20 protein-coding genes and 8 pseudogenes are annotated in these 25,043 nt (G+C 59.6%); 13 read left to right on the forward strand and 15 right to left on the reverse strand.

The features are described 5' to 3' along the window. A partial coding sequence (locus NKJ11_RS32185) for a recombinase family protein (protein WP_352795091.1) occupies positions 1-1,520 on the forward strand: 1,520 nt, incomplete at its 5' end. A gap of 24 nt (positions 1,521-1,544) precedes the next feature. On the opposite strand, the pseudogene tnpC reads toward NKJ11_RS32185, so the two are convergent. The 3 genes and pseudogenes from tnpC to tnpA form a co-directional block, all read right to left on the reverse strand. Continuing rightward, positions 1,545-3,006, reverse strand: a pseudogene (tnpC, locus tag NKJ11_RS32190) (IS66 family transposase); the annotation flags it as partial. A 45-nt stretch (positions 3,007-3,051) separates the two neighbouring features. Then, positions 3,052-3,399: an IS66 family insertion sequence element accessory protein TnpB gene (gene tnpB, locus NKJ11_RS32195; RefSeq protein WP_352795074.1), complete on the reverse strand. Its 348-nt coding sequence runs from the start codon at positions 3,397-3,399 to the stop codon at positions 3,052-3,054. After that, positions 3,396-3,788 carry an IS66-like element accessory protein TnpA gene (gene tnpA, locus NKJ11_RS32200; protein WP_352795075.1) on the reverse strand — a complete coding sequence of 131 codons (393 nt, stop codon included), beginning with the start codon at positions 3,786-3,788 and terminating at the stop codon, positions 3,396-3,398. The genes tnpB and tnpA overlap by 4 nt, the downstream gene beginning before the upstream one ends. Before the next feature lie 258 nt (positions 3,789-4,046). On the opposite strand from tnpA, the gene NKJ11_RS32205 reads away from it, so the two are divergent. Further along, positions 4,047-4,448 (forward strand): hypothetical protein, encoded by a 402-nt coding sequence (locus NKJ11_RS32205; protein WP_352795076.1) that lies wholly within the window; start codon positions 4,047-4,049, stop codon positions 4,446-4,448. A gap of 820 nt (positions 4,449-5,268) precedes the next feature. On the opposite strand, the gene NKJ11_RS32210 is transcribed toward NKJ11_RS32205, so the two are convergent. Together NKJ11_RS32210 and NKJ11_RS32215 are read right to left on the reverse strand one after the other, a co-directional pair. Further along, positions 5,269-6,075 carry an IclR family transcriptional regulator gene (locus tag NKJ11_RS32210; protein ID WP_352795077.1) on the reverse strand — a complete coding sequence of 269 codons (807 nt, stop codon included), beginning with the start codon at positions 6,073-6,075 and terminating at the stop codon, positions 5,269-5,271. 94 nt (positions 6,076-6,169) lie between these two features. Next, positions 6,170-7,543, reverse strand: coding sequence for an MmgE/PrpD family protein (locus tag NKJ11_RS32215; protein ID WP_352795078.1), 1,374 nt, complete (start codon positions 7,541-7,543; stop codon positions 6,170-6,172). A gap of 428 nt (positions 7,544-7,971) precedes the next feature. Between NKJ11_RS32215 and NKJ11_RS32220 the strand changes: the two genes are divergently transcribed. From NKJ11_RS32220 to NKJ11_RS32255, 8 genes are all read left to right on the forward strand, one after another. Next, on the forward strand, positions 7,972-8,337 hold the full coding sequence (locus NKJ11_RS32220; RefSeq protein ID WP_352795079.1) for an aminopeptidase P family N-terminal domain-containing protein: 366 nt from the start codon (positions 7,972-7,974) through the stop codon (positions 8,335-8,337). Continuing rightward, positions 8,277-9,107: a M24 family metallopeptidase gene (locus tag NKJ11_RS32225; RefSeq protein WP_352795092.1), complete on the forward strand. Its 831-nt coding sequence runs from the start codon at positions 8,277-8,279 to the stop codon at positions 9,105-9,107. The genes NKJ11_RS32220 and NKJ11_RS32225 overlap by 61 nt, the downstream gene beginning before the upstream one ends. Positions 9,108-9,147: 40 nt before the next feature. Then, positions 9,148-10,251 (forward strand): ABC transporter substrate-binding protein, encoded by a 1,104-nt coding sequence (locus NKJ11_RS32230; RefSeq protein ID WP_352795080.1) that lies wholly within the window; start codon positions 9,148-9,150, stop codon positions 10,249-10,251. Positions 10,252-10,332: 81 nt separating this feature from the next. Beyond that, the gene (locus NKJ11_RS32235; RefSeq protein ID WP_352795081.1) at positions 10,333-11,412 is read left to right on the forward strand and encodes an ABC transporter ATP-binding protein; all 1,080 of its coding nucleotides are present in this window, start codon (positions 10,333-10,335) and stop codon (positions 11,410-11,412) included. Next, positions 11,409-12,302, forward strand: coding sequence for an ABC transporter permease (locus NKJ11_RS32240; RefSeq protein WP_352795082.1), 894 nt, complete (start codon positions 11,409-11,411; stop codon positions 12,300-12,302). The genes NKJ11_RS32235 and NKJ11_RS32240 overlap by 4 nt, the downstream gene beginning before the upstream one ends. Beyond that, positions 12,299-13,135, forward strand: a complete 837-nt coding sequence (locus tag NKJ11_RS32245; protein ID WP_352795083.1) for an ABC transporter permease — start codon at positions 12,299-12,301, stop codon at positions 13,133-13,135. Before NKJ11_RS32240 ends, NKJ11_RS32245 begins: the two co-directional genes overlap by 4 nt. Before the next feature lie 20 nt (positions 13,136-13,155). Then, positions 13,156-14,556 (forward strand): amidase, encoded by a 1,401-nt coding sequence (locus NKJ11_RS32250; RefSeq protein ID WP_352795084.1) that lies wholly within the window; start codon positions 13,156-13,158, stop codon positions 14,554-14,556. A gap of 152 nt (positions 14,557-14,708) precedes the next feature. After that, positions 14,709-15,707 (forward strand): dihydroxyacetone kinase subunit DhaK, encoded by a 999-nt coding sequence (locus NKJ11_RS32255; RefSeq protein WP_352795085.1) that lies wholly within the window; start codon positions 14,709-14,711, stop codon positions 15,705-15,707. A gap of 59 nt (positions 15,708-15,766) precedes the next feature. Here the strand turns inward: NKJ11_RS32255 and NKJ11_RS32260 are convergent. The 8 genes and pseudogenes from NKJ11_RS32260 to NKJ11_RS32295 form a co-directional block, all read right to left on the reverse strand. After that, positions 15,767-16,287 (reverse strand): annotated as a pseudogene (locus NKJ11_RS32260) (IS5 family transposase); the annotation flags it as partial. Positions 16,288-16,491: 204 nt separating this feature from the next. Beyond that, complete coding sequence (locus NKJ11_RS32265) at positions 16,492-16,698, reverse strand: hypothetical protein (protein WP_352795086.1); 207 nt, start codon at positions 16,696-16,698, stop codon at positions 16,492-16,494. 8 nt (positions 16,699-16,706) lie between these two features. After that, a pseudogene (locus NKJ11_RS32270) lies at positions 16,707-17,108 on the reverse strand (thiamine pyrophosphate-binding protein); the annotation flags it as partial. A 19-nt stretch (positions 17,109-17,127) separates the two neighbouring features. Next, positions 17,128-17,880 (reverse strand): SDR family NAD(P)-dependent oxidoreductase, encoded by a 753-nt coding sequence (locus NKJ11_RS32275; protein ID WP_352795087.1) that lies wholly within the window; start codon positions 17,878-17,880, stop codon positions 17,128-17,130. A gap of 35 nt (positions 17,881-17,915) precedes the next feature. Next, positions 17,916-18,808 (reverse strand): annotated as a pseudogene (locus NKJ11_RS32280) (amidohydrolase family protein). 63 nt (positions 18,809-18,871) lie between these two features. After that, a complete protein-coding gene (locus NKJ11_RS32285) occupies positions 18,872-19,828 on the reverse strand; it encodes a substrate-binding domain-containing protein (protein WP_502905826.1) in 957 nt (318 codons plus the stop codon). 28 nt (positions 19,829-19,856) lie between these two features. After that, positions 19,857-20,861 carry an ABC transporter permease gene (locus NKJ11_RS32290; protein WP_352795089.1) on the reverse strand — a complete coding sequence of 335 codons (1,005 nt, stop codon included), beginning with the start codon at positions 20,859-20,861 and terminating at the stop codon, positions 19,857-19,859. Next, a complete protein-coding gene (locus NKJ11_RS32295; RefSeq protein ID WP_352795090.1) occupies positions 20,858-22,252 on the reverse strand; it encodes an ATP-binding cassette domain-containing protein in 1,395 nt (464 codons plus the stop codon). Before NKJ11_RS32295 ends, NKJ11_RS32290 begins: the two co-directional genes overlap by 4 nt. A gap of 261 nt (positions 22,253-22,513) precedes the next feature. Between NKJ11_RS32295 and NKJ11_RS32300 the strand changes: the two genes are divergently transcribed. Beyond that, positions 22,514-23,464: a LysR substrate-binding domain-containing protein gene (locus NKJ11_RS32300; protein WP_352795093.1), complete on the forward strand. Its 951-nt coding sequence runs from the start codon at positions 22,514-22,516 to the stop codon at positions 23,462-23,464. Between the two features lie 157 nt (positions 23,465-23,621). On the opposite strand, the pseudogene NKJ11_RS32305 reads toward NKJ11_RS32300, so the two are convergent. Beyond that, positions 23,622-23,920 (reverse strand): annotated as a pseudogene (locus NKJ11_RS32305) (alkene reductase); the annotation flags it as partial. A 67-nt stretch (positions 23,921-23,987) separates the two neighbouring features. Here NKJ11_RS32305 and NKJ11_RS32310 point away from each other — a divergent pair. Further along, a pseudogene (locus tag NKJ11_RS32310) lies at positions 23,988-24,197 on the forward strand (hypothetical protein); the annotation flags it as partial. Positions 24,198-24,339: 142 nt separating this feature from the next. Here the strand turns inward: NKJ11_RS32310 and NKJ11_RS32315 are convergent. Then, a pseudogene (locus NKJ11_RS32315) lies at positions 24,340-24,684 on the reverse strand (class I SAM-dependent methyltransferase); the annotation flags it as partial. Positions 24,685-24,959: 275 nt separating this feature from the next. Here NKJ11_RS32315 and NKJ11_RS32320 point away from each other — a divergent pair. After that, a pseudogene (locus NKJ11_RS32320) lies at positions 24,960-25,043 on the forward strand (co-chaperone GroES); the annotation flags it as partial.

Raw genomic sequence — 25,043 nt, forward strand, 5'->3', positions numbered from 1 at the left:
TGGCCGGTCTTTGGTTGGAATGGTGGCCGGCTTCATACCGGAATGGTGGCCGGTGTTTGATCGGAATGGCGGCCGGCTTCACGTCGGAATCCGCACTTGACGCGGCTCGCGCCAAAGCGCGGCGGGGGGAGCTGCGTCTCAGTGTCCCGATCGGTTATATCTGGCACCGCGACTATGGGCTGGGGCTTGATCCCGATTTGCGGGTACAAGAGGCGATCCGCCTCATCTTTTCGCGCTTCCGCGAGCTTGGCAGCGCCCGCCAGGTGCTGATTTCGCTGACGGCTGATAATTTCCATTTTCCTCGCCCTTCTGACGGGCGCAAAACGGTGTCCTTCGACTGGGTGCCGGTTCGCTATCGAAGCGTTATTTCGATCCTGAAGAACCCCTTCTACGCTGGGGTCTATGTCTATGGTAAAAGCGAGAAGCGAACCGAGATTGTCGCGGGCTTGCTCGCCTGCGGCCGATGCGGAAGGCGGTTGGGCGTTGTCTACTCGGGGCGGCCTCCGGGGCATCCCTATTACCGCTGCGAACGTATCAATCAGATGCTGGCCAAGCCACGATGCATGACTTTTGGCGCATCTCGCATCGACCCTGCTATCGGCAAAGAGATATTGAGGGCCGTGACGCCGATGGCGATCGAGGCCGCAATGGAAGCTGATCGGGCGCATCGGGATAATCTGGAAGAACGACACCGCATGGTGGAGTTGGACTTGCAGCAAGCCCGATACGAGGCCTCTCTCGCTGAACGTCGCTATGCTGCTTGCGACCCTGACAACCGGCTGATCGCTGCCCAACTGGAGAAGAGCTGGGAGGCAGCGCTCAGGCGCGTGGAATCCTGTGAAGCTGGTTTGGCCCAAGCGCGACAAATCGATCTTGTCACCCCAGTCCCCGAATTTGCTGGCATTGCCACCGATCTGGAGGCCGCCTGGCGCGCACCTAACGTCGACATGCGATGTCGTCAGCAACTCCTTCGTGCTCTCGTGACTGATATCATTGCTGACATCGATGAAGAGCAGCGTGAAGTCATTTTGACGATCCACTGGAAAGGCGGCCAGCACTCCCAGCTGCGCATTCGCAAACCCAAAGCTGGCGAACATGGCCAGAGTACTCCGGAGGCCGCCCTTGCAGTCATGCGGTCTATGGCGACCCGGTGGTCCGACACAGACATTGCCGCCACTCTCAACCGGATGGGAATGCAGACCGGGCAAGGCAAAACCTGGACTGGGCGCCGTGTCGGGGCACTGCGCACGGTCCATAAAATCCACGGCTACCGATCCGCCGAAAAGAATGGCGAGTGGCTCACATTGACGGAAGCCGCCAAAAAGCTTGGGGTTACTGCCCATCGGGTCCGTCGATTGATCAAGGAGGGCGTGCTCCCTACCGAGCAGGTGGTACCCGATGCACCGCACCAAATACGAGCTGCGGACCTGGAAAAGGATCAAGTGACCCAGTTTCCGCGTCACAGAGGCCCGTGTCGCATCAAAATGGAAAGCCAAAAGTCCCTGTTTCCGGACGTTTGAAGAGGAGGTGCAGTATGAATCGGTCATTGCAATGCCGCGCAACGCTCTTTCGGCCGCGTTGTTGCTGAGGCAGATCCTGCCGTCGTCGATGAAGCGGGCGAAGTCGGCCTAGCGCCTGAGCATGTAGTTGATCGGCTTCAGGACCTCGGAAGAGCGCGAGAGAGTATCGCGCTCGCGGAGCAACCAGGCGTGCGTGTCGTCGAGAAGTGGTTTGCTCTCCTCCTGGCGCACGGCATACCGCTCGTCAGCGCTGCGGCCGTTGATGGCGCGCTCGATCTCGAACAGCGCGTCGAGGCGCCTGACCGCTTCCAGCACGATCGGGGAGACCGGTTTGCCCTTCTTGCCTTCGCGGGCATTTTTCGCGATGTCGGCCAGCTCGAAGAAGCCCCGCCGCGCATGGGCGAAGCAAAATGCCGGCGTGATCGGCAGCACCTTCTTCTGCGGGTCGAACAGCGGCTCGAAGCCGTTGTAGCAGTCGGCTTGCAAGATACCGGCGAAGGCGGCCAGATGCTTCTGCGGGTGCTCGCCTCGTCGGTCGCTCGAGGCGTAGTAGACTGCCGCCGGTGGTGCAAGCCCACTGAAGGGCCGATCGTCCCGCACTAGGTCCAGATCCGCCCGGTCGTGCACCTGCTCTTCGCCAGGATGCGGATGGTGGTGTCGTCGCCATGAAGGCGCTCGGCCGCGAGCACATGGCGCTCGATCAGCTGGAAGAGCGGCATGACGGCGAAGGTTCCGTGGCCGACCTGATCGGCCAGCGTCGACAGCGGCAGGTCGATCCCCTCGGCCTTGAAGCGCGTGCTCTGGCGGTTGAGTGGAGCATGCATGCCGAACTTGTCGAACAGGATCGTCGCCAGCAGCTGCGGGCCGATGAAGCCGCGCGGCGTGACATGGAACGGCGCCGGCGGCTGGCTGATCTTCTCGCAATCGCGGCAGGTGAACTTTTCGCGCACCGTCTCGATCAGCTTGAAGCGGCGTGGGATCTCTTCCAGCGTCTCGGTCACGTCCTCGCCCAGCTTCGACAGCCGCGATCCGCCGCAGCAGCGCAGGTGGTGGGAGGCTCGATGACGACGCGCTCGCGCTCGATATTTTCTGGCCAGGGTTTACGCACTGGCCGCTTGCGCGTGAAGGAACGCACGCTCTGGGTCCTCGCCGCTGCAGCGGCCGCGGCAAGCTCGTCCTCGCTCGCCGCGGTCACGAGGTCTTCGAGTTGCAATTCCAACTGCTCGATCAGCCGCGCCGTGCGCTCGGAGCGCTGCCCGTACAGTTCGCGTTTCAGCTTCTCGATACGCAGCTCGAGATGCGCGATCCGCGCCTCGGTGTCGGACAGCATGGCTTGCGCATTGGCCGCTTCGGCCTGCCAGTTGGAGGCCTCCGTCTGCGCCACGTCGCGCTCGGCTTCGACCCGCAACCGTGCTTCGCGTTCAGCCCGCAGCGCCGCTAGGGCACTCGCGAGGTCCGAAGGAAGATCATCCGGCTTCAACGTCATGAGGCCAGTGAATCAGATTTTGCCTGCAATTTCAAAATGTAAATGCTAGCCGACCCGCGTCGGACGCCAGGTTTCCTGAGGGTTGCGCCAATCGATCCCGGACAGGAGATAGCTCAACTGCGCCGTCGAGATCGTAACGCTTCCGTCTGCCAGAGATGGCCAGATGTAGCGGCCGCGCTCAAGACGCCTGGTAAACAGACACGATCCTTGCCCATCATGCCAAATGACCTTCAGGAGATCGCCTCTTTTTCCGCGAAAGCAAAAAATATGGCCGCTCAGCGGATCCTTCTTCAAGATCTCCTGCACGCGTAGAGCAAGGCTGGGAAAGCCGCAGCGCATGTCGGCGTGTCCCGTCGCCAGCCACACCCGCACCCCCGTCGGAATCGGGATCATCGCAGCGTTTCCAGGCCGCGCATGATCCGAAGCAGCGCTTCCACGTCCACGTCGGGCTCGACGATGACCCTGCGGCCATTCACGCTCACCACTTCCATGCGCCCGCCAGCCGGTTCTGGACCCTTCTTTGGCTGCTCCGGTAGGATCATCGCCGGCACGAAACCGCAGACGCCACCTTCGCCGAGCCGACCCTCGCGATGCGCCTTGCGCCAAGCAAACAGCAGTGGGTTGGAAATCCCGTGACGCCGCGCTGTCGCGGATGCTTGCCGCGGAGCCGAATAGCTCTCCTCGACGATCCGCAGCTTTTCCTCCTCCGACCAGCGACGCCGGCGACCAGTGTCAAAAATCTCGAGACGAGTGACTTGGCGACTGTCAGTAGCGATATCCATAGCGACAGTCAGCTACATCCTCCCTTCGCCGACAAGGCGGCCCTCCTCGGAGGCGTACGACAAAAGCAGAATACAGTTGTCTTTAGCCGTGTGGATCGATTGGCCCATGCCCTAGCCACGGAGCGCCAGCCGCTTGGGATCGGCATGAGCAAAGGAACACGGCCTCGATGCCGCGGGCTGTCGCCCAAGTGCCTCCTGCCGGTTCCGGCCGACCCAAGGAAGCGGACTGGGCGAGGATGTGGATGAACTCGCAGTCGCATGAAGGCAAAAACGAGGCCTATAAGTGTTTTGATGGCGGCAAGGCGGCTCATCCGCGGTGCCGCCCTGATTCGGCTGTTCGCCCTTGTCGCGCAGTGCCAGTTCTTCGGATGGCAGGATGTCAAGGGCCACCGAGGCCAAGAATTCCTGGTCGAGACGACGTACGACATGACCGAGCGCCTCCAGAGCGCGGCATCTTCAGTCAACCAAGTCATGGCGGATACGATCGATCGTGGATCCGACGTCAAAGACAGCGCTCATGGTTCTCGCTCCCGAGCCATGAAAGGCCGGCGGCGTGACCGCTGGCCTTTCACTTCGGAATCTACTTGCCGATTAAAGGAACTGCTTGTTCAATTGAAGGCTTGCGCCACCGAAGACACCACGGCGGCGAAAGTTATCTGAGAGCTGACCCCTAACCTCCAACCCAACTTACGGTTGGAGTGGATCCACTCATGAAAGCGCTGGAGTGACACAAGGGGCTCTCGTGGATGGATGCTATGCACGAACTGCAGGGGATCCGCCGAGATTGCAGCGACGGCGCCGAGCGAGACAACCCAAGCTGAAGAAGGTGTAGCAAACAGCCACATCGCGAGTGCTAGGCCTGCGCAGGCGTCAACACCAATGCAGATCAGATCGATTGCTACGTCTCGGTTCAATCTAAGGCGCCGATTGTCGGCACCCTCCCCAACTGAGATCGACCGAAGCGGGTAGTCCCAATGCGGAATGGCGTCGATCGCAAAATGGCTCGTAAAGCCAGCCACGGCTGCCAGTATGGGATCGGAAGGAAATAGACTGGCAATCGCGCCGCCAACGACTGCATGTGTGCTCAAAATCATTGTGAAGCATCTCCGCGCTGCGTTTCAGTGTCACGAATTAAGCCCAGCAACGATATAGCTCCGCCGGATCTATGGCCCGACAATTCTGGGTTCTTCCGCATATTTGGTGCAGGGACTACTTTTTCGGTGTCCCTGCGTCCGGTTAGGTCAAGCTGCATTCAGCAGTCGGCTCTTTAGGAGTGGATAGGCGTCGCGCCCGTACATCCGGCGCTTCGTCTTGAGGCGGTTGATCTGGCCTTCGACCGGGCTCGTGCTCCAGGGCTGGGTGATTGCCGACCGCGCAGCCTTATTGCACTGTAGAAGCTCGCGATCCTGTGTCTCCGATCAAATTTCAGTTGACAGGGGCTTCCGTCTCGATAGCTCTCTGCTCTCACAAGGTTGCCAGCTTAGGTGGCAATCGAAACATCGTGTGGGTTCATCGTGCGTTCGATTTCGTCGATTTCACGTCGCAGAATCTGAATGAAGTCGCCTACGCTGCTCCTCCGCAGCCTTGCGCTAGTCATGTTGATGGCGAGCGCGCCTGCTACATTTCCGCCTTCTAGGATGATTGCCACCGCTATCGCGGAAATTCCTTCCACAAGGTGCCCGTCATCGACGGCATAGCCGCGCCTGCGGATCTCTGGCAGCGCATGCCTGATTTCGTCCGCTGTCAATCCATGGTAGCGCTCGAATTGTGGTGCGTTGGTTTCTAGAATGACCTCGGCTTGGTTTGGTGGCAGCATGGCCAAGATCGCTTGGCTAGCGGGGCCAACCCCAAGGGGTATCTGGCCACCGACCTGTCCCGTGAGGCTGTCGATCCGGTAGCCACCGTCCTGTCGGTCGACGCAGACGGTGTTGAAGCCGTTGCGAGCCATAAGAAAAACAGTATCACCCGTTTCGGCCGCAATACGCATCAAAGCAGGATGACAAACCCGCCGCATACCCGTCGTGTCCGCGGCTTTGGCTCCGAGAGCAAATAGGGCCAGCCCTAGTCTGTACCGCTTTGTTGTCTCGTCGCGCTCGATGTAGCGATGCCGCTCAAGGCCGGTGATGATTCGATGTGCCGTCGACATATTTAGGCCGAAGGCTTCGGCAATCTCGGAAACCCGCGCACCGCCACGGCCGAGCTCTCCAAGATGATTCAAGATAGCGACGGAACGATCGAGCAATTGCGTTCCCGTCGCCTTCTCCTCGCTTTCGGTCGTCGTCTTCACGTGCACCTCGATCAACCAGCCGGCGGATCAAAACGATCCATAAGGTCGTCGCCCCATTATCACGACAGCTCTCAACGAGGCTAGCTACACGGGACTAACAGCTCGTTGCCTCGAATGCAGGCTCGTCTATCGACGAAAGGCGCGGAATTGGTCGCTGCAAAGTTTCAATCAGCCTGCCAAGCTCGCCCTGTCGAAGATCCCGGAATGCTGCGAGAAAGATTTCCATATGCTGCTCTTCCAGCCTGGGCTCTGCCACGTTTCGAAATTTGTTCTCCAAAGTAGCCCAGCCCATCGGGTTTGTGGGCTCACCCGTTGGGGCGAGGACCTCCTTAGACAGCCGCTCGTTGTTCGTCCTTATTACCACGCGTGCTGGAACAGACTGAGGGAATGCCGCGTCAAAATCGGGATCAACCCGCAACTGAATTCGCCTGGCAAGTGCGATGGTCCCGGAATCAGCTAAGTCCCTGTTCGTGATCTGCAAAAGCGCCTCGGCTCCTTTTGTCAATGCCATGGCCACGCAGAATGGGACGCTATACTGGGCGGATTCCGTTGTGCGCGGCGCCACTTCGTTGTTCAGACGAAGTGCCCATGAAAACGTTTCTATTTCTATCGCATGTATTTCGGTGACATTCATCCCATGCTGCGCCTTAAGGGCCAAGACAGCATCAATTGCCGAATGCGCCCAACGGCAACAGCCGTAAGGCTTGAAATAAATGCCGTTGATCGCCCACTCGGTTCCAAGCCCATCGAGCAGGCGACCACGGTGGAAGATGCTTTCGTTGTCAAGAAGATCGACTGGCCCGGTAAAGCCCTGGGCCGCGAGTTCGACGGCAACCAGAGCTGTCGCGGTTGCCCAGGGGATGCCTTCTTTCAAGTGATTGCCCATCACCTTCGAGTATGCGACCGCGGAAAGGTTCGGCGCAGTCGAGCCGGCGATGGCAATGGCCTGCTCGATTGCACGCGGCTCTAGGCCGCGCAACCAAGCCCCCGCTGCGGCAGCGCCGTAGCCAACCCATGGGCCTGAAACGAGTGTCGTCAGAGTTCCAAAATCCCGCGAGGCAGCCACGCGGACGGCGATCTCATAGCCGAGCGCGATCGCGGGTAGTATCCTGTTGGTTGGACATCTGCATTCGGCTGCCATGGCCATAACAGCGGGAATGATCGATGCCCCGGGATGTCCGGCCGCCGCGCGATGACCATCATCCAGATCCAAGCTCGACGCACTTGTAGAATTGACGAGAGCTGCACCGGCCGCGCTGGTGCGATGCGTTGTGAACCAAATCGGCGAGTTTCCATGCTGCCACACGGACAGGGCCGCCTTTCGCGTTGCGACCGTAGCATCTTCATTGACGCCGGCGAGCGCGGCTGTCGTCAAGTCCAGAACCGCCGTTTTCGCTTGTTCAGCAGCGGGACCGTTGATCTCGCGGACATCGAAAAGGAAATCTGCAAAGTGTCGGGCAATGGTCATGGAGGGGTTGTCACCTGTGAACGGTATTGAAGGCATCTTCGATGCTTTTTATCATTATATGAAAAGAAGCTCTTGTAAATCCCATAATATGGAAGTATGGGTTATGCGTGGATGTCGAGTCGGCAGGCTGAGACCAATGGCAGATCGCACTTTAAGTCAGTCGGAAGGGGTCCTGGCAACCGTTGCTGCCTCTGGGCAGTGTCCGGTTATCATTGATCAAGTTGAGACACCCGGACGACTAGTTTACCCCAAGTCGTGGATCCGGGATCAGGCCGGGTGCTCGTCGGCGACGAGCAGCGGGTCAGGCGGCCTTCGCGGATCGCGTGGTCAAGACGGCACCCTCCCGCCGATTGCGCCCCGTTCCGCGAAGGCCGCCACTTTCGACTCTCTGTTTCGGCACTTTAAATGCACATACATGGGATGAGCACATGACCGGCAACCGGCAAGCGTTTACAACTGAAGAATTCAAGACGCGCGTAGCGCAGGTGCAGTCAGAAATGTCGGTGCGGGGCATCGATATTCTTTTGCTGCACGCACCGGAGAATATCTACTACCTCACGGGACACCAGACATCGGGTTATTTCGCCTATCAGACCGTCGTGCTCGCTCAGACCGGTGACCCGCAACTGCTGTTGCGCTTTCTGGAAAAGGGCAATGTCGACGAATATTCGTGGCTCCCGGACGCCTCCACCTGGAAGAGGGCGACGATCTCATCCAAAAAACGCTCGCCCTGGTGCGCGGTTTCGGTACCGCCGGCAAACGCATCGGACTGGAGAAAAGGTCCTGGTTTTTGACGTCTGCAATCGCAGATGCGCTGACCAATGGACTTAGCGATGCCACGATTGTGGATGCGAGCTTGCTTGTCGATCGCGTTCGCGTGATCAAATCACCCGCCGAGGTGGGCTACATCCGACGTGCAGCACAGATCGCCGAAATCGAGCAGCAGGTCGCGTTTGCGACCATTTGCGATGGGGCCACGGAGGCCCAGGTTGCTGCTGCGGTTTTCGCGGCCGGCGTCAACGCCGGGTGCGAGTATACCGGCCTACCGCACCATATCATGTCCGGATACCGCTATAACGTCTGCCATGCGAACTGGAGCCCGAAGATCATTCAGCGTGGTGAATTGGTGCTTTTCGAGCTCTACGGTTGTCTCGAACGCTATCATGCAACACAGATGCGCACGGTGGCCATCGGCCACGCGTCGGATGAGGTAAGGCGGGCCGCTGACGTTGTTGTATCCGCTCAGGATGCTGGTATTGCGGCTATGAAGCCTGGTGCCTCAGCCCGCGAAGTCGATGCACTGGTGCGAAAGCCGATCCGCAAGATCCGGCCCGATTATTACAACCGCAGTGGCTACTCGACCGGCATCGGCTTCCCGCCCAAGACCGCCGAATGGGAAGCGCTCGACTTCAACGAACAAGAAGATTGGGAACTAAAGGAAGGTATGGCCTTCCACATGCTGGCGCTGGCCTGTGGGTTTGGCATCAGTGAAACTGTCGTCGTGACGAGCAATGGGGTTGAGCGCCTCACCGGTTCGAACGGGCGTGCACTTCTGATCAAGTGATCAGAAATTAAGAGGGGTCCTAACAAAGGGAGTAAAGAGCATGACGGACAAAGTCTTTAATATCCGCGTTGACCGCAGAAGCTTTCTTGCCGGCTCGGCTGCAATTGCAGCTTCAACGCTGCCATCACCTCTGATCAGATCAGCCTCTGCACAGGAGTTTGCAGGAAAGCAGATCAGGGTCCTTACGTGGTCCGATCCGACTGGCCAGGCTGCCGTCAAGAACATTATGCAAACCTTCGAGGCAAAGACCGGCGCCAAGGTCATTGCCGACCTGACCAGCAGCACATCAGATATGATTGCGAAGATCAAGGCGTCCGCATCCAAGCCGCAATATGATGTCGTCGTCCTATCGGGGTTTGGCGCGGACTCTTTGGCCGATGCCGGGCTTCTAGAAAAGCCCGATACTAGCGCAATCGCCAACCTTTCCGGGGTTGATCCCAAGTATCAAACCGGTGCCAATGGTCATGGGATCGGCTACTTCCTTTGGAGCGATGGTCTTATCTACAATACGAAGCGCTATACCACCCCACCGAAATCCTACGATGTAATCTGGGACGCGGCCAATGAGGGTAAGATCGTACTTCCCACACCGGATAATCTCGGTGCGCTTGAGCTGATAATTGTCGCAGCGAAGGCCGCTGGCGGTGACCTCAAGAATCCTGCCCCCGGATTCGAACTGCTGAAAAAGATGAAGGGTAAGGCCTTGGCCATCACGACGAACTCGAACCAAATCGCCGACTTGTTCCGTTCGGACGCTGTGAATGCAGCAGGTGTAATGTCCCCTCTAACGTTCTCGACATTCATCCCGAATCCGGAGTTCAACATTGGTGGCATGTACGATCTGGCCGAAGGTTTCTTCGTGGATCTTCAGTACATGGTTGTCCCGAAAGGTCACCCAGGCGATGCTGCGACCGTGAATGCCTTCCTTAATCACGCTCTTGATCCAGTGGTGCAAGGGAAGATGGCCGAGGAGGTCTGGTACGGTCCAATCAACCAAGATGCAATCTTGTCGGAGAAGGCAAAGAAGAGCCCATTCATTCCAAGCCCCGAAGTGATCAAGGAACGCGCCAACCGACTGGATTCTGGTTTCCTTGCGTCCGTGCGTGACGAGTGGATCCAGCGCTACACAGACGCAGTGATGTAAGATCACGTTCGGTGTTGGGCTGGCCACTCGGCCCAACACCGGTGCGCATCATCTTTCACAAACGCTACCTTCTGAGGTGACATGGAACAGAATCCTGTCCTTGAGATCCGCAACCTTTCACGCACCTTCGCTCATGGTGCTGTGAGGGCTGTCGACCATATCGATCTGGACGTGCAACCGGGCGAGATCATGTCAATCCTAGGTCCTTCCGGCTGCGGTAAGACGACGATCATGCGCATTATTGCGGGATTGGATTCGCCGACTTCTGGAGAGGTTCGCATTCTCGGCAAAGACGTTGCGGGAAAGCCGCCGCACAAGCGTAATGTCGGTTTGGTTTTCCAGTCCTTGGCAATCTTTCCGCACATGAGCGTCAAACAAAATGTCGCCTTTGGCCTGCGCATGCAGGGTCTGGCCAGCAACCTGATCGAAACCAAAGTCGCCAAAGCGTTGGAACTCGTACAGCTTTCGCCCGAAAAGTTTGCGGAACGACGACCAAGCGAACTGAGCGGAGGGCAGCTTCAGCGGGTGGCCTTGGCACGGACATTGGTGACTGAACCGGCGCTGGTCCTTTTCGACGAGCCGATGGCGGCACTCGACCGGCGCCTTCGCGACTATATGGCCGTCGAACTTAGGGCTATCCAAAAGCAGCTCGGCATTGCGGCCGTCTACGTTACGCACGATCAGGAAACGGCTTCTATGATGTCGGACCGCGTCATCATCATGAATGCTGGCAAGATCCTTCAAGCCGGGACGCCGGAGGAAATTTACGACGCACCGAACTCTAGGTTCGTTTCCGATTTTCTCGGCGACACCAACACCCTTCGGATCGCGCGCGTACTCGACCAGGCGAACGGGACATCGTTGGTGCAGACCGACGCCGGGCTCGCAATTCGTGTCGCAAATTGCACCGACATAGGTGAAGGAGCGTTTGTCATTTTTCGACCCGAGCAGACAATCGTTCATTCCGCCGACCCCGGCGGCGCTTTTGAGGGCCAGGTGGTGTCGTCACAGTTTCGCAGCGGTCTCCACCGCTGGCAGATCGTGCTCCCCGGCGGCAACACGCTTATTGCGCAGTCGACCGAAAACAGACTTGCCTCATCTGCCGGCGATACCGCTTGGGTTACGATCGACTCCGGCAAAGCGAGAATCGTTAGCCAATGACCGCGATCGAGAACCCCATCGCTCCGCTTCCGTCGATGGAAAAAGACGCGCCGATCCGCAAGCCGCCGATCAGGCTTCTTCTTCTTCCGGCTGGCACGCTGATCGGTCTCCTGTTGGTCTGCGCCCTGGTCGTCCTGCGCATGAGCGTCGGAGAACGGAATGCCGAATGGACAGGCTGGAGTTTGAGGGCCTACACGCAATTGGCCAGCGCCAGAAACATCGGCATCATAGTAGACACAATCTGGATGGCACTGCTGAGTGCTCTGATAACAACCCTCGTAGCCTTCCCCATCGCGCTTTTCCTGACACGGACGACATCAGCATTCGCCCGACGGCTCGTGCTAATTGCAATCCTGTTGCCGATGATCATCAGCCTGCTCGTGCAAAGCTTCGGCTGGATGGCTATTCTCGGGCCGAATGGGCTCCTAAACCAAGCAATTTCAGCCGTAACGGGAACCGAACGGCCCTTCTCGCTGCTCTTCAACCGCACGGGTGTCATGCTCGGACTCGTTCAGACGAGCATCCCGCTTGCCGTCTTGCCCGCCGCCGCCGCGCTGCGCTCAATTCCTCTATCGCTTGAAGAGGCAGCAAATGTTCTTGGGGCAAACCGGATCAGAACCTATCGCCACATAATTCTGCCGTTGGCCTGGCCGGGCATGGCTGCGGGCGCCATTCTTGTCTTCGGGTTCAATACGGGTGCGTTTGTCGTGCCGTTGCTGCTTGGCGGGTTGAAGGTGACGACGATTGCGGTTGTAATCCGCGATCAGATGGGCTCGCTTTCTAACTGGCCGCTCGGTGCAGCGCTTTCGGTCTTGCTGATCCTTTTGGCACTCGCCGTGCAGTCGCTCAACCGCCTCATCGTCCGCACTAACGTGGAGATCAAGCGATGAGCATGCCGACCGCAACCGGGCGCTTCGGAATCGAGTGGCAGCTCGTCAAAGGCATTACTTGCATGCTGCTGGCGCTGATGCTTGCACCAATCTGCATGGTCCTGGTGATTTCATTTACCAGCGGCGAGACGCTGCAGTTTCCGCCGCCGGCGCTTTCACTGCGCTGGTATCAGGAGGTCTGGACAATGCTGGTCGGTCCGGACGCCGGCATCGGAAGATTGCGGGAGTCATTGCTTGTCAGCCTGGAAATCGCGGCTCTCACTTCGCTTGTGTGTGTGCTTGCTGGTGTCCCGGCTTCCTATGCGCTGGTGCGATATCGTTTCGCGGGTAAGACACTTATCGAAGAGTTGATGGGCTTGCCGGTGGTATTTCCAGCCATTGTTCTTGGAATTGCCTTGCTGGTGCTGGTAAGCGCGTCCGATCTCGATTTTGGTATTTTTCAGATCGTGGTCGCTCATTCGATCATCGGGCTGCCGTTCCTCATGCGCAACTGCATGGCGGCGATGCGGGGCATTGATCCCATGTTGGAGGAGGCTGCGATGACGCTTGGTGCTTCCGCGCCGAAGGTCTTTCGGCAGATCGTCTTGCCGCTTGCCAGCGGCGGTATCGCATCCGGCGCCATCCTCGTCTTCATCTTGTCTTTCAACGAATTCACGCTGAGCTATTTTCTCTACTCCGTCGATGTCTTCCCGCTCTCCATCTGGCTTTTCCAACAGGCGAATACATCCTTTAGCCCGGCGGTCTTTGCCGTGTCGTCGGTCATCGTCGTCGTCAACGTAGCGGCAGTCTTGGTCGTTGACGCAGTGATTGGAAGTCGCGGATCGGCTGCCTAGCAGCACAAAGGATTTGTTCAATGACATTTGACCCGTTCTGGTCAATCGAGCAACTGTCGGATCGCTTCGCTCGGCGGGAACTGTCGTCCGTGGAAGCTGTGACCGAACTCATCAGGCGCATAGCGGCATTGGATGGCCGGCTGCACGCCTTTTGTCAGGTCGATGAGGACGGCGCGCTGGCACGCGCCCGAGCTGCGGACGCAGCACGAGCAAGAGGAACTTCCACCTCCCCCCTGCTTGGAGTGCCGCTAGCCGTAAAGGACATCTTCGATCAGGCCGACCATTACACGAACGCCGGCTCAAACGCTCTCAATGACAGGCTGCCAACCCGCTCGGCAAATGCCGTCGAAAAGCTCGAATCCGCAGGTATGGTGGCCATCGGCCGCACCAACATGGTTGAGTTCGCCTATGGCGGATGGGGAACAAACCAAGTGCAGGGCGCGCCGTGCAATCCCTGGGGTCTGGACACTCATGTCGTTGCAGGGGGGTCAAGCAGCGGCTCGGCAGTAGCGGTCGCTGGTGGATTCGCCCCAGCCGCTTTGGGTACCGATACTGGCGGCTCGATCCGAACGCCTGCCGCCTGGTGCGGAATCGTCGGCCTCAAGACTTCAGTCGGGCTAGTTGGGCGCGGCGGCGTCGTGCCGCTATGCCCGACACATGACAGCGTCGGGCCGATGACCCGTACCGTCCGAGACGCCGCGCTTCTGTTGGAAGCTATGGTGGGGTCAGATCCTCGCGATGTCGCCACGTGGCACGTTCCCTCCGTCCGTTCCCTTGCCACGATCGAGGACGGCGTGAAGCGCCTGCGGATCGGAATGCTCCACGAGCGGGATTTGGCCGGCGTCGAGCCCGACATCCGGATGCTGCATGATCGCGCCATCGCCGATCTGACGGCTCTTGGCGCCCAATTCCAGAAAATCGCTCTGCCATTGTCCATCAGCGACTATCTCGGCCGTGGCGGCGAAATCATGAGCGTCGAGAGCTATGGCCTTCTCAGCGCTTATGTCGACCATCCCGACAGCCCGGTGGATCCGGTCATTGCAGAACGCATCAGCCGCGGCCGCGACATCAGCGGACCAGCTTACTACCGCCTTCTCGAAACCCGCCGCCTGGCGCAGATCGGCTTTCAGGAAGCGGCAGCAGGATTTGACGCGTTCGTCGCGCCTGGCTCGCATCGAAGTCCAGTACCACTTGCCGAGGTAGACGAAAGCCAGCCCCCCAATCATTTTGGAAGACTGGTGAACTACCTCGATCTCGCCAGCCTGGTGGTTCCGGTCGGATTTACATCAAATGGCCTGCCAGCTGGCCTGCAGATTGTTGTCAGAAAATTTGACGATGCCTTGGCACTTCGCATCGGCCGCACGTTGGAACGTGAGCGCGGTAGCCTGTTTGTGCCGCCGCCGGGGCTGCAGGCCCAATGAAGTACACGGCTGAGTTCCACAACCCGGCGAACCCTCCGCATTTACCTATGCCAATGCCGAGCCCAACGGATTGCGAGGGCTTTTGAAAACACTGCAGTGGCTTGGGGCCCCACCGGATAAGAACCGAGGCGATAGACTGGCAGAGCGAGAACATGAAGAAGCTGATCAACAGTCCTGAGAAATATGTGGATGAAGCGCTGGCGGGGATGAGCTTGGCGCACCAGGGTGCCTACAGGATTTCAGGCAGCAACGGCCGTGTCGTTGAACGGGCTAAGAAAAAGGCCGGAGGCAAAGTTGGAGTTGTTTCCGGCGGTGGCTTCGGGCACTTGCCGTTGTTTGCCGGATATGTCGGAGAAGGACTGCTGGATGCCTGCGCTGTCGGGCATGTGTTCGCCGGCCCGTCGTACGACGATATATCCGAGTGCCTGAACGCGGCTGACTGCGGCGGGGGCGTACTGTCAGTCATTGCCAATTATGGCGGCGACACCATGGTGTTTGCCATGGTCAATGACATGTTGACCGCTGAGGGCAAGGACTGCGCCACCGTAATTGTGGCCGATGACGTTGCAAGTGCAGACAAGGATCGAGCAGAGACGCGCCGTGGTGTGGCTGGAATCATATTCGCATTCAAAGCTGCTGGAGCCGCGGCGGAAAGGGGACTTAGTCTACCTGAGGTGAAAGCCGTGACTGAAAAGGCCATGGCTGGTTGCCGGTCCATAGGAGTAGCGCTATCGGCCTGCACAGTACCACAGGCGGGCCAACCGACATTTGAGCTTGAAGAAGATGCCATTGAAATGGGTATGGGCATTCATGGTGAGAAAGGATTGTGGCGCGGGGCGCTTAAACCCGCTGACGAAATTGCCGCAGAGATGGTCGAGCGACTGTTGGACGATCTCAAACCCGTAGCGGGGACCAAGGTAGCGGTACTAGTCAACAGTCTTGGCGCCACACCGCTGGAAGAACTTTATATCGTGTACCGCAAAGTGGCCCAGCTGCTTGAGGCGGCGGGTCTGAAAATCGCCTACTCACTTGCTGGTGAATACGTGACTTCAATGGAAATGGCGGGCGCCTCGGTGAGCGTTATGCAGGTCGACGATGAACTGCTCGGTTTGTTGAATGCTCCTGCCCAATGTCCCTTGTGGAGAGCGTGATGGCGACCATCTTCACGGGATCGGATGTCGGCGCCGCGATGCGGCGCGTCGCACTAGCGGTCGTCGGTGTCCTGATCGGTCAGCCGATGGGCGACAATCTCGCCGCGTCGGCATCTAGCGCGAGGTGCAGCTTCCGCCAAGTGCGGCGCGACCTGACGCTATGCTTGTCTTCCAGCCATTGGTCGGCGCCGTAGATTTTCAAGCCGGTGCTATCGACCAGCACATGCAGCGGGCCGTGCTGCGGATGTCGCTGCCAACTCAGCGTCGTATGATCAGGAACCGGGAGATCAAGACCCATCAGATCAAGCAGCGAGAGCATCAGTCCTTCGCTCTGGCGCAGACGGAGCCCGAAGACGCAACTCAGCGTCAGGACCGTCTCGATCGCGAGATCGGAATAGCGGGGTTGGCCGCCACGCGTCGTGCGTCGAGGCGCCTGCCACCCGGCCAAGACTTCTTCTGTCAGCCACAGCGTCAGACTGCCGCGCCGTCGAAGGCCCGCCTCGTACTCCGGCCAATTCGTCACCTTGTACTTCATCTTCGGTATTCGGTGACGCCGGGTGGCATTGTGTTTGAAGGGCATTCGGCGAAGATCATAGCTCCGTTTGCGATCTCACCCGCCTATCGGCAAACCTTAAAAACGATCCGTGGACCAACGCCTATACACGCCCCTCATCATTGAAAAATGGCTTGTAGTCTCGACGCGCCGCCGCTAGAAAAGTTCCATGTTCGCCTTTGGCAACAGCTGCCTTGGTCATGCGACCTTCTGCCGTGTCCACGGCGGCGGCTATTGCAACAAATCGCTCGTCGCCAGCCACCGCGCCCGCGCCAGGTGCGACGCCCAGGCGCGACGTGCCCGTTCCGGCTGGCGCTCTGGGTCGATGTTCAGGGTGGCTCGTGCCACGATGCGCCAGTCGGCGCCCTTGGCCTCGGCCATCAGCAGGACGGCGTAAATCGGGAGGTGCGCCACGTCGTAAGGCGTTACGTCGGCCAACTCGGGCGCCCCATGCACATACCGACGGCAATGCCAAGGCCGTGGCCGAGCGAGCCGCCGGTGATCTCCATGCCGGGCGTGTATGCCGCCATGCCGGACATCGGCATGCGGCTATCGTCGCTGCCATAGGTCTCGAGCTCTTCCTCCGGCAGGACGCCCGCTTCGATCAGTGCCGCGTAGAGCGCGATGGCGTAGTGTCCGATCGACAGCAGGAAGCGGTCGCGTCCCTCCCACAGCGTGTCGTCCGGCCGGTAGCGAAGCGCATGGAAATAGGCGACGGCAAGCACGTCGGCGACACCCAGCGCCTGTCCGACATAACCTTGGCCCTGGACTTGACCCATCCGCACGGCATGTCGGCGGATTCGGTAGGCTCGTTCGGCGAGGCTGACGTTGCTGCCGGCGCGAGGCATCTCGAGATCCGTCGTCCCCTCAACCATGGATCAGCATCCCACCATTGACGTCGATCACGGCGCCGGTGATGTAGCTGGCCAGATCGGAAGCGAGGAAGAGATAGGCGCCAGCGACGTCGCGCGCGTCGCCCAGCCGGCTGAGCGGGATACCCTTGATGATGTCGATGCGCATGGCGTCGGTCAGCTTATCGCCGGTGATGTCAGTCTGGATCAGGCCGGGCGTGACACAGTTGATGCGGATGCCGTCGGGTCCGAATTCGCGCGCCATGGCCTTGGCGAGCCCGAGCACGCCCGCCTTGGCAGCCGAATAGTGCGGGCCACCGAAGATGCCGCCGCCGCGTTGCGCGGAAACCGACGACATGCAGATGATCGAGCCGCCGCCATTTTCGCGCATATGCGGGATGAAGGCCTGGCTGAGATAGAGGACCCCGCGCAGATTGACATCAAGCATACGGTCCCAGTCCGCCGGGCTGATCTCCAGCGTCTTGACCGGCTGCGTGATGCCCGCATTGTTGCAGAGCACATCGATCCTGCCCAAGGTCTCTGTCACTTGTGCCGCCGCCCTGTTGCAGGCGTCGAGGTCGGTGACGTTGCAGGCAAGGCCGATATGCTCGGATCCAAGTGACGCGGCGGCGTCACGCGCTTGCCCTTCATCGAGGTCGAGTATTGCAACGCGCGCCCCGTGCTCCGCCATCAGCGTTGCCGTGGAGCGGCCTATCCCCCGAGGGCTCGCGGCGCCCGAAATAACCACGGCCTTGCCCTTCAGCAACATGTCGAACTCTCCTGCTATTTCTATTTGGCGATGATCTAGAGTCGGTAGAACCGGGCGGCGTTGTCATGGAACAACGCGAGCCGCTCCTCGTGCGGGTAGGCGATCGTGATTTCCTTGAAGGCGTTCACGATGGCGTCGAAGCTCGAGAACAGCTTGTCGACCGGGAAGTTCGTCGCGAACATCGAGCGGCCGACGCCGAAGGCTGCGATCGCTTCCTCGACATAGGGACGGATCGTCGCCACGGTCCATTTCCAGTCGCCCATGCCCAGGCCCGATATCTTGCACGCGACATTTGGCGCTTGCGCCAACTGGTGCATGCCTTTTTTCCAGGCGCCAAAATGCTCGGGGCCGTCGACCTGCATGCCGGTGTGGTTGAGAATGATCTGGACGTCGGGAAAGTCGCGCGCGAGCTCGAGGAACTGGCCCATTTGTGGGTAGTAGAGCTGCAGGTCGAAACTCAGCCGGCGTTTCGCCAGTTCGCCAAACCCCCGTCGCCATTGTGGGATCCGGCTCACGTCCGGCCGCGCCTGATAGGTCTTGGCGGCGTCGGGATGGTAGTTCATCGACTGCCGGATGCCCCGGAAGTTCGGATACTCCATGTGCCGATCGAGAAGGTCGCCCAAATCGGGTTTCGAGAGGTCGGCATAGCCGACGATGCCGTGGGGGAAGCCCCGTTTGTTCGCGATCTCTTGCAGCCAGCGGGTTTCCCCGACCGGATCGCTGGGATCGAACCCCACATCCAGATGCACAGATTTCACCAGGTTCCGGTTCCTGGCGTCTTCCAGGTATTCGTCGAGAAGGTAGCTTTTGCGGATCGCCTCGTAGTCGCCGAAGGCCGACGGCTTAACCCGTCGGTTAGCCACGGATAATAATTGGCCTCCAGGTCCCACAGATGATGGTGCGGATCGATAAACGGCAGCTCGGCCACGGTCGGTATTCCTCGCTCGGGTCTGGACCCGCCGGCATTGCCGGCGGGTCCATTAGGTGGCGGTCAGTTGCTGGGCGGGAACACGCGAGCGATGACCTTCTTGGCCTCCGGACTGTCGACCTTGTCGGCAGTCACGAGAGGCATGACCAAGGCCATGTCCTGGGTCACCGGCGCGCCCGCCAGCGCATTGTAGACCTGCTGGGTGCCGTCGATGCCCTGTCCCACCGCCTCCCGGAAGAAGATGCCCTGGATCGCTCCCTTCTTCAGCAGCGCGATCGTGGTTGGCGAGCCGTCGGCGACGGTAATGCCGATCTTGCCGGTCAGCCCCCGGGTCTCGACCACCTTGGCGGCGCCGGTCCCGGCTTCGTCATACATCCCATAGATGGCCTTGACGTCGGGATTGGCGGTCAACAGGTCGTTGGCCTGGGTGACGGCTTCGTTTATGGTTAGGCCCCGGGTCTCTAGCATCTGGACGAGGTCGCAGCCGTCGGCTGCAAACGCCTCCTTGGCGCCCTTGAGATACTTCTGGGCATTCTCCCGGTCCTGCGGCAGGGACAACATGCCAACCTTGTTGCCGCCACGCTCCTTGGCGAGGTCGCAAGTGAATTTCCCCTGCGCCTTGCCGGTCTCATAGTTGTTCGCGGTGACCGAGGACGTATAGTTCGTGAGGCCCGGCTGTGGCCCGATGCCGGCAAAGGCGATCGGCACCTTCTGCTTCGCCAAATAGTCGAGCAGCGGCGGTGTCGACGTCGAGCTGACGGGCCCGATCACAATGGCCGAGACACCTTTGGTGACGGCTGTCCTGGCATTGTCCATCTGCTTGGCGGGTGAATTCTCCGACGAATACTCGACATAGTTCATGCCAAGTTCTTTGGCCTTTTCCTTCACGCCGTAGCCGACCCATTGCCAGTAAGAGATATCCAGCGATGGGGCGATGTAGGCTACGGTCTTCTTGTCTTCAGCGTATGACGCGCTGTTTAGTGCGGCCGCGGCCATTGCCGCAAGCAGGATGGTCTTCATTTTCATCTTGGTTCCTCCCGTTGATGATCTAGATGCGGTTCTTGTTGCTGAAGCGGTCGATCAGAACCGCGAGCAGGATTGCGGCGCCTGTGACGGAGCCTTGCCAGAAGCTGTTCACGCCGATGAGATTCACGCCGTTCTGGATGCAGGTGATCATCAGAGCGCCCAGCACAGCGCCAATGGCACTGCCTGTTCCGCCAAAGAGGCTGGCCCCGCCGATGACGACGGCGGCAATCGCCTGCAGCATAAGGCTGGCCCCTGCCATCGCTTCGGCGTTGAGGATGTAGCTGACGGTCAACAGCCCGGCGAAAGAAGCAAGCAGGCTGGATACTACATAGGCCGCGAACTTGATGCGCAGCACCGGGATGCCGAGCAGCCGGGCTGCAACTGCCGACGAGCCGACGGCATAGAACCAGCGTCCCACCACGACCTTGCGCAGGATGTATTCCAGCACGACCATCAGTATAATGCAGAACAGAAGATGGTTGGGTATGCCGGGAATGATTTCGCCCGAATTCAGGAGCCAGAAATCCGGCGCGCCGATCGGCATCGAACGACCATTGGTGACGATGAAGGCCAGGCTGCCCGCCACCGCGTAGGTGATGAGCGTGACGACGAAAGGCGCGAGCCCGACGACCGTGACCAGAAGCCCATTTATCGAACCAAACACAAGACCGACCGCCAGGCCGGCAGCACTCGCGGTCAGTCCATCAGCGCCACTGGCCATCGCCAGCGCAGTCACCATTCCGGTTAGGGAGAAAACTGAGCCGACGGAAAGATCAATGCCGCCCGTGACCACGACCAGCAAAACTCCGAGTGACATGATGATGAGAGGCGCGGCGGCCTGGATGATGTTTTGGACGTTGCCCATGCTGAGTGCGGCGGGCACGAACATGCCGACGGCCAGCAGCAGGACAACGATTGCCCCGGCAATCGCGGCTTCCGTGCGATAGGATAAAAGAACTGCTGGGACGCGGGACCTGGTGGCCCGGCCTTTGTCGTTTGTCGTGGCGCCGTTGGTTGCGTCGGTCATGCCGCCATCCCCGTCACGGCGAGCCCGCCTTCGGTGTAGCGTTCTTCAGGCAGAAATCCCTTTGGCCGCCCATCGGTGTCGAAGGCGAAAATGGCGTCGCAAAGCTCGAGCAGTTCGGCGTTCTCGGTCGACCACCAGATGACGATCGCGCCGGCGTCTGCCATCTCCCGGATCAAGGCGTAGATGTCGTGCTTGGTGCCGATGTCGACGCCTCGGGTCGGCTCTTCCAGCACCACCATCTTGAGCGGCAGTCCAAGCCAGCGTGCGACGAGAAGCTTCTGCTGATTGCCGCCGGACAGCGAAGCCGGCAGATCCCAGATCGAGCCGGCTTTCAACTTCAGCGCCGAAACGAGATCACGACATTCCTGCCTTTCGGCCGCCGCAACGATGCGCCGCTTCTCGCGCACCCTGCGCGCTGCAAGCACGTTGTCGACGATGGGAAGCTGCGAAAGGATGCCCTTGGTAGCTTGGTCGCCTGAGACGAAGCCGATACCAGCGCGCGCCGTTGCCGCTGGAGACGAGAAGCGGTCCGCAAAACCCTCGCCGGAAAGGCGCCAACCGGCTCCGGGTCCCGCGCCGACAAGGGGAGCTATGAGACCGGTCGGACCCGCGGGTGCGCCGGCCAATCCCAGGATGGTGCCGGACGAAATCGCGATCCTGACGTTGTCGGGACCCAGCAGCTCGATTGGTGCGCCCTGCTGGAGGCCCTTTTGTGGGCTTCGGTGCGTTGCCGGACGCTGCGCGGGTTGTCCCATCTGCCGGACGATCTCGGCGTCGTTAAGCGAGGCAAGGGGCGTTGCATTCGCGATCGTGACGCCATCGCGCAAGATCGTGCAAACATCGCATAGCTCGCGGATTTCCCGCATACGGTGCGAAACAAAGACGATGCCCATGCCTTCCTCGCGCACCAACCGCTTCAATACCGAGAAGAGTTTGGCCGTCTCGCCGGCGGTGAGATTGGCCGTGGGCTCGTCAAGGAGCAGCACTTCGGCTCCGGTGGAAAGGGCACGAGCGATCTCGACGATCTGGCCTTCGTGGAGGGACAATTTGCGTGCTGGCAGATCAATGATCTCTTCGCCGATCGCCGGGTCGATCAGGCGCAGGGCATCAAGCGCAATTTCCCGCATGCGGCGACGGCTGATCTGCGACCAGCCCGACCTTGCATGCACAATGCCGATGTTTTCGGCGACCGACAGCTCGGGCAACAGCGCCAGCTCCTGATGCACCACCGCGATGATCGGGCTGGTGTGGCCGGCCTTGGACGAGGCAAAGCCAATGTCGCCGGCATCGCGTGAGGTCAGCCCCGTGATGATGCGGATGAGAGTGCTTTTGCCGGCGCCGTTGCCGCCTAGGAGCGCGTGGATTTCGCCAGCCCGAACCTGAAAACTCACCCCCGAAGGACCTGTGTCGCGCCGTAGTTCTTCTCGACATTGGAAGCTTCGATCAGGAGCTTCCTGCTCAATGCCTGTCCAACTCCCGGCACATTGCCGGCACTACCCAAGCTTTGGGCTGAACCCGCTTCCATTCTGCATCTCCTCCCGAGACCACCAGATCATGCGACCGATTGACATTCGGCTCAATTCTCATTTCTTAACATTCTGTGTAGCTGAGCTTAACTGACCGGATCGATGTCAACTCTCAAGTTCAATTCGATGACCCATTTTGAGGCGGTTGCGCGGCTTGGCGGCGTGGCCAAGGCTGCGCAAGAATTGCGGGTGACACCATCGGCGGTTAGCCAGCAGTTGCGGCTGCTTGAACACCAACTCGGGGTGCGGCTCTTTCAGCGCGAAAAGCGCCATCTCTCCCTGACGATCGACGGCGAACGGCTGTACCAGACCACCACCCAGGCGTTCGAATCTATACGCGAGGTGCGAAACGCCATCGTGCGGCAGCATGAAAGCTCCCAGCTCAGCATTCGCGTCAGTCCTTCTTTTGGCGAGAAGTGGCTGGCGCCTCGATTGGCCGAATTCAGCAAGGACTATCCAAGCTGGAATTTGCGCATCGACGCCACGCCCAATTTCTCGGACTTCGAAACGGAGGTTATCGATCTGGATCTGCGTTATGGCGACGGCGGCTGGGCCGATCTCTACTCGAACTGCGTCATCAATGACCTGATCCTGCCGATGTGTTCGCCTTCATACCTTGCCGAACTGCGTGCACTTTCGGCCGATCCGCGCGAACAGATTCGCCATGCGAGACTGATCGACAGCGTGAAGGCCTATTTCCGGTGGGATTATTGGCTGCCGCGCAACGGTATCCTGGGCGCCCGCATGACGTATCCCTATCGCTTCGACCGTTCATCGATGTCGGTTCAACTGGCGAAGGATGGCGCAGGCGTGGTCCTGGAAAGCACTTCCATCGCATTCGAGGACCTGGCGTCGGGCTCTCTGGTTCCGGTATCGACCGAGTTCGAGGTCATCGAGTTTCCGGGATACTGGCTGGTCTGTCCTTCGCGGCATATGAACCGACGCGCGGTTCGCCTGTTTTCTGAATGGGTGTCACGGGTAGGCATACGCGATACTGATCTGGCACGCCGGTTCTTGACCGAGAAGGAGCATCGCATATCGTTCGAACGTCGGCCACACTTCGGCGCGTCGACATAGCACTTTGGAAAGGCACGCGGCACAAAGCAGGCTGCTAGGTGTTTGATCCCGAGGAGGCGCTGCTAGTCGATCCGAGAGCGATCGAATTTCAGCCACGACGAAAACCCATCCAGCAGGAGGCGCAGGCGCCCTGCCCTGCGCGCGGATATGGTCGTATTCACGCCAATGCCGGATAGTCGATATAGGCCTTGGCGCCGCCGCCATAGAACGTGGACTTGTCTGGTGTGTTCAGTTCGGCTCCTTCCCAGAGCCTGCGCACGAGATTCGGATTGGCAAGGAAGAGTTTGCCGAAGGCCACCAGGTCGGCCCGCCTTCCGCGAACACCGTCTTAGCAAGCTTGCCGTCATAGCCATTGTAGACCAGCCAGGCACCGTTGCTGACAGCGTCGCCATAGCCGGCCTTGAACGATACATAGTCGAACGGCCGCTCGCCTTGCCGAAAATCCCGCGCTCCCCCTTATGACGTGGACATGGGCAAGGGCATAGCGGCCAGCCGCCTCCGACATTGAAGCAAGGTTGCTCACCAGACCGATCGAAAACTCATCTTCGGGCAGGAGAAGCCCGAGCGCCGGCTCTATGAGATTGCAACGCTAGCGGCTTTGCGAATTCGGCTGCGATCCGCAGATATTTGGGTCGATGGCAGCCGATCCTTCCGGCCGATCGACAAGCATCTGATGCCGCGGTCAACGTTCACCACCCTGAAAGAGCAGGATCGCCTCGGACTGGGCGTCAGAAAAATAATGTCACATTGACGACGCTGCAGATCATGGCAAAAGGCTTGCAAGTGTCTTTTGCAGGATTGCTCGCCGGCGGTAAGAAAGTTCCGGAATGGGCGCATCGGTTGGACGACAGGCGGAGGCGACATTCATAAAACTGGAATGCGTTGCCCAATCTGAAGTCCACGCCCGAGAAGCGTTGCACCAGGCCGTCGTAGAAATTCCTGGAGTATTCGACCGACACCAACTGATGCGGTTTGATGCCCCTCTCCAGGATTGCCTTGGTGATGACGCCGGTTCCCGCGCCAAGCTCCAGGATCGGCATTCCAGACCGCGGGTTGACGACGCTTGCCATCCGGCGCGCCGCATAAATCGAAGTGGGGATGAGGGCTCCTACGCCCTTCTTGTCCTTCTGTCAGCCTTTGAAGAATTGCACCTCTTGATCAAACCTTTTGCCGAGCAGCTCCTTCAGTCGGAAACCATGTTCTCTCCGAGCTCCGGCCATTTAGCGAAGCGCGCTGTGGCCAAGCTCTGCGAATTTTGCAAGCCCGTTACAACTTGCTTGCGTGTTAAGGCCCGTCACAGGCAGTCACGAACAGCGAGGGCGTCTTGCGCTCGCAGGGCCACGCGATTTTTGCACTTCGCCCGTCCCTCTTTCGTCTTGACTAGTATGAGCTTACAGCCTACCCGACAGCGTCGTTAGCACTCGCCCACTTGCGAGTGCTAACGACGCTCCGGCAACGGGCAACCGTTCAACCTCCGCACCAGAGACATCCAAAAATGGCAAAGTCGAATTTCCGGCCGCTGCATGACCGCGTGGTCGTTCGCCGGGTCGAATCCGAATCCAAGACCGCCGGCGGGATC

The sequence above is a fragment of the Mesorhizobium sp. M0243 genome (genome assembly GCF_040321775.1).
Lineage (GTDB): Bacteria > Pseudomonadota > Alphaproteobacteria > Rhizobiales > Rhizobiaceae > Mesorhizobium.

Coding starts and splice junctions, on each gene's coding strand:
- tnpB (WP_352795074.1), bottom strand. CDS start 3,399: ATGATCCCGATTCCGACGGGGGTGCGGGTGTGGCTGGCGACGGGACAC.
- tnpA (WP_352795075.1), bottom strand. CDS start 3,788: ATGGATATCGCTACTGACAGTCGCCAAGTCACTCGTCTCGAGATTTTT.
- NKJ11_RS32205 (WP_352795076.1), top strand. CDS start 4,047: ATGAAGGCAAAAACGAGGCCTATAAGTGTTTTGATGGCGGCAAGGCGG.
- NKJ11_RS32215 (WP_352795078.1), bottom strand. CDS start 7,543: ATGACCATTGCCCGACACTTTGCAGATTTCCTTTTCGATGTCCGCGAG.
- NKJ11_RS32220 (WP_352795079.1), top strand. CDS start 7,972: ATGACCGGCAACCGGCAAGCGTTTACAACTGAAGAATTCAAGACGCGC.
- NKJ11_RS32230 (WP_352795080.1), top strand. CDS start 9,148: ATGACGGACAAAGTCTTTAATATCCGCGTTGACCGCAGAAGCTTTCTT.
- NKJ11_RS32235 (WP_352795081.1), top strand. CDS start 10,333: ATGGAACAGAATCCTGTCCTTGAGATCCGCAACCTTTCACGCACCTTC.
- NKJ11_RS32240 (WP_352795082.1), top strand. CDS start 11,409: ATGACCGCGATCGAGAACCCCATCGCTCCGCTTCCGTCGATGGAAAAA.
- NKJ11_RS32245 (WP_352795083.1), top strand. CDS start 12,299: ATGAGCATGCCGACCGCAACCGGGCGCTTCGGAATCGAGTGGCAGCTC.
- NKJ11_RS32250 (WP_352795084.1), top strand. CDS start 13,156: ATGACATTTGACCCGTTCTGGTCAATCGAGCAACTGTCGGATCGCTTC.
- NKJ11_RS32255 (WP_352795085.1), top strand. CDS start 14,709: ATGAAGAAGCTGATCAACAGTCCTGAGAAATATGTGGATGAAGCGCTG.
- NKJ11_RS32275 (WP_352795087.1), bottom strand. CDS start 17,880: ATGTTGCTGAAGGGCAAGGCCGTGGTTATTTCGGGCGCCGCGAGCCCT.
- NKJ11_RS32285 (WP_502905826.1), bottom strand. CDS start 19,828: ATGAAGACCATCCTGCTTGCGGCAATGGCCGCGGCCGCACTAAACAGC.
- NKJ11_RS32290 (WP_352795089.1), bottom strand. CDS start 20,861: ATGACCGACGCAACCAACGGCGCCACGACAAACGACAAAGGCCGGGCC.
- NKJ11_RS32300 (WP_352795093.1), top strand. CDS start 22,514: ATGACCCATTTTGAGGCGGTTGCGCGGCTTGGCGGCGTGGCCAAGGCT.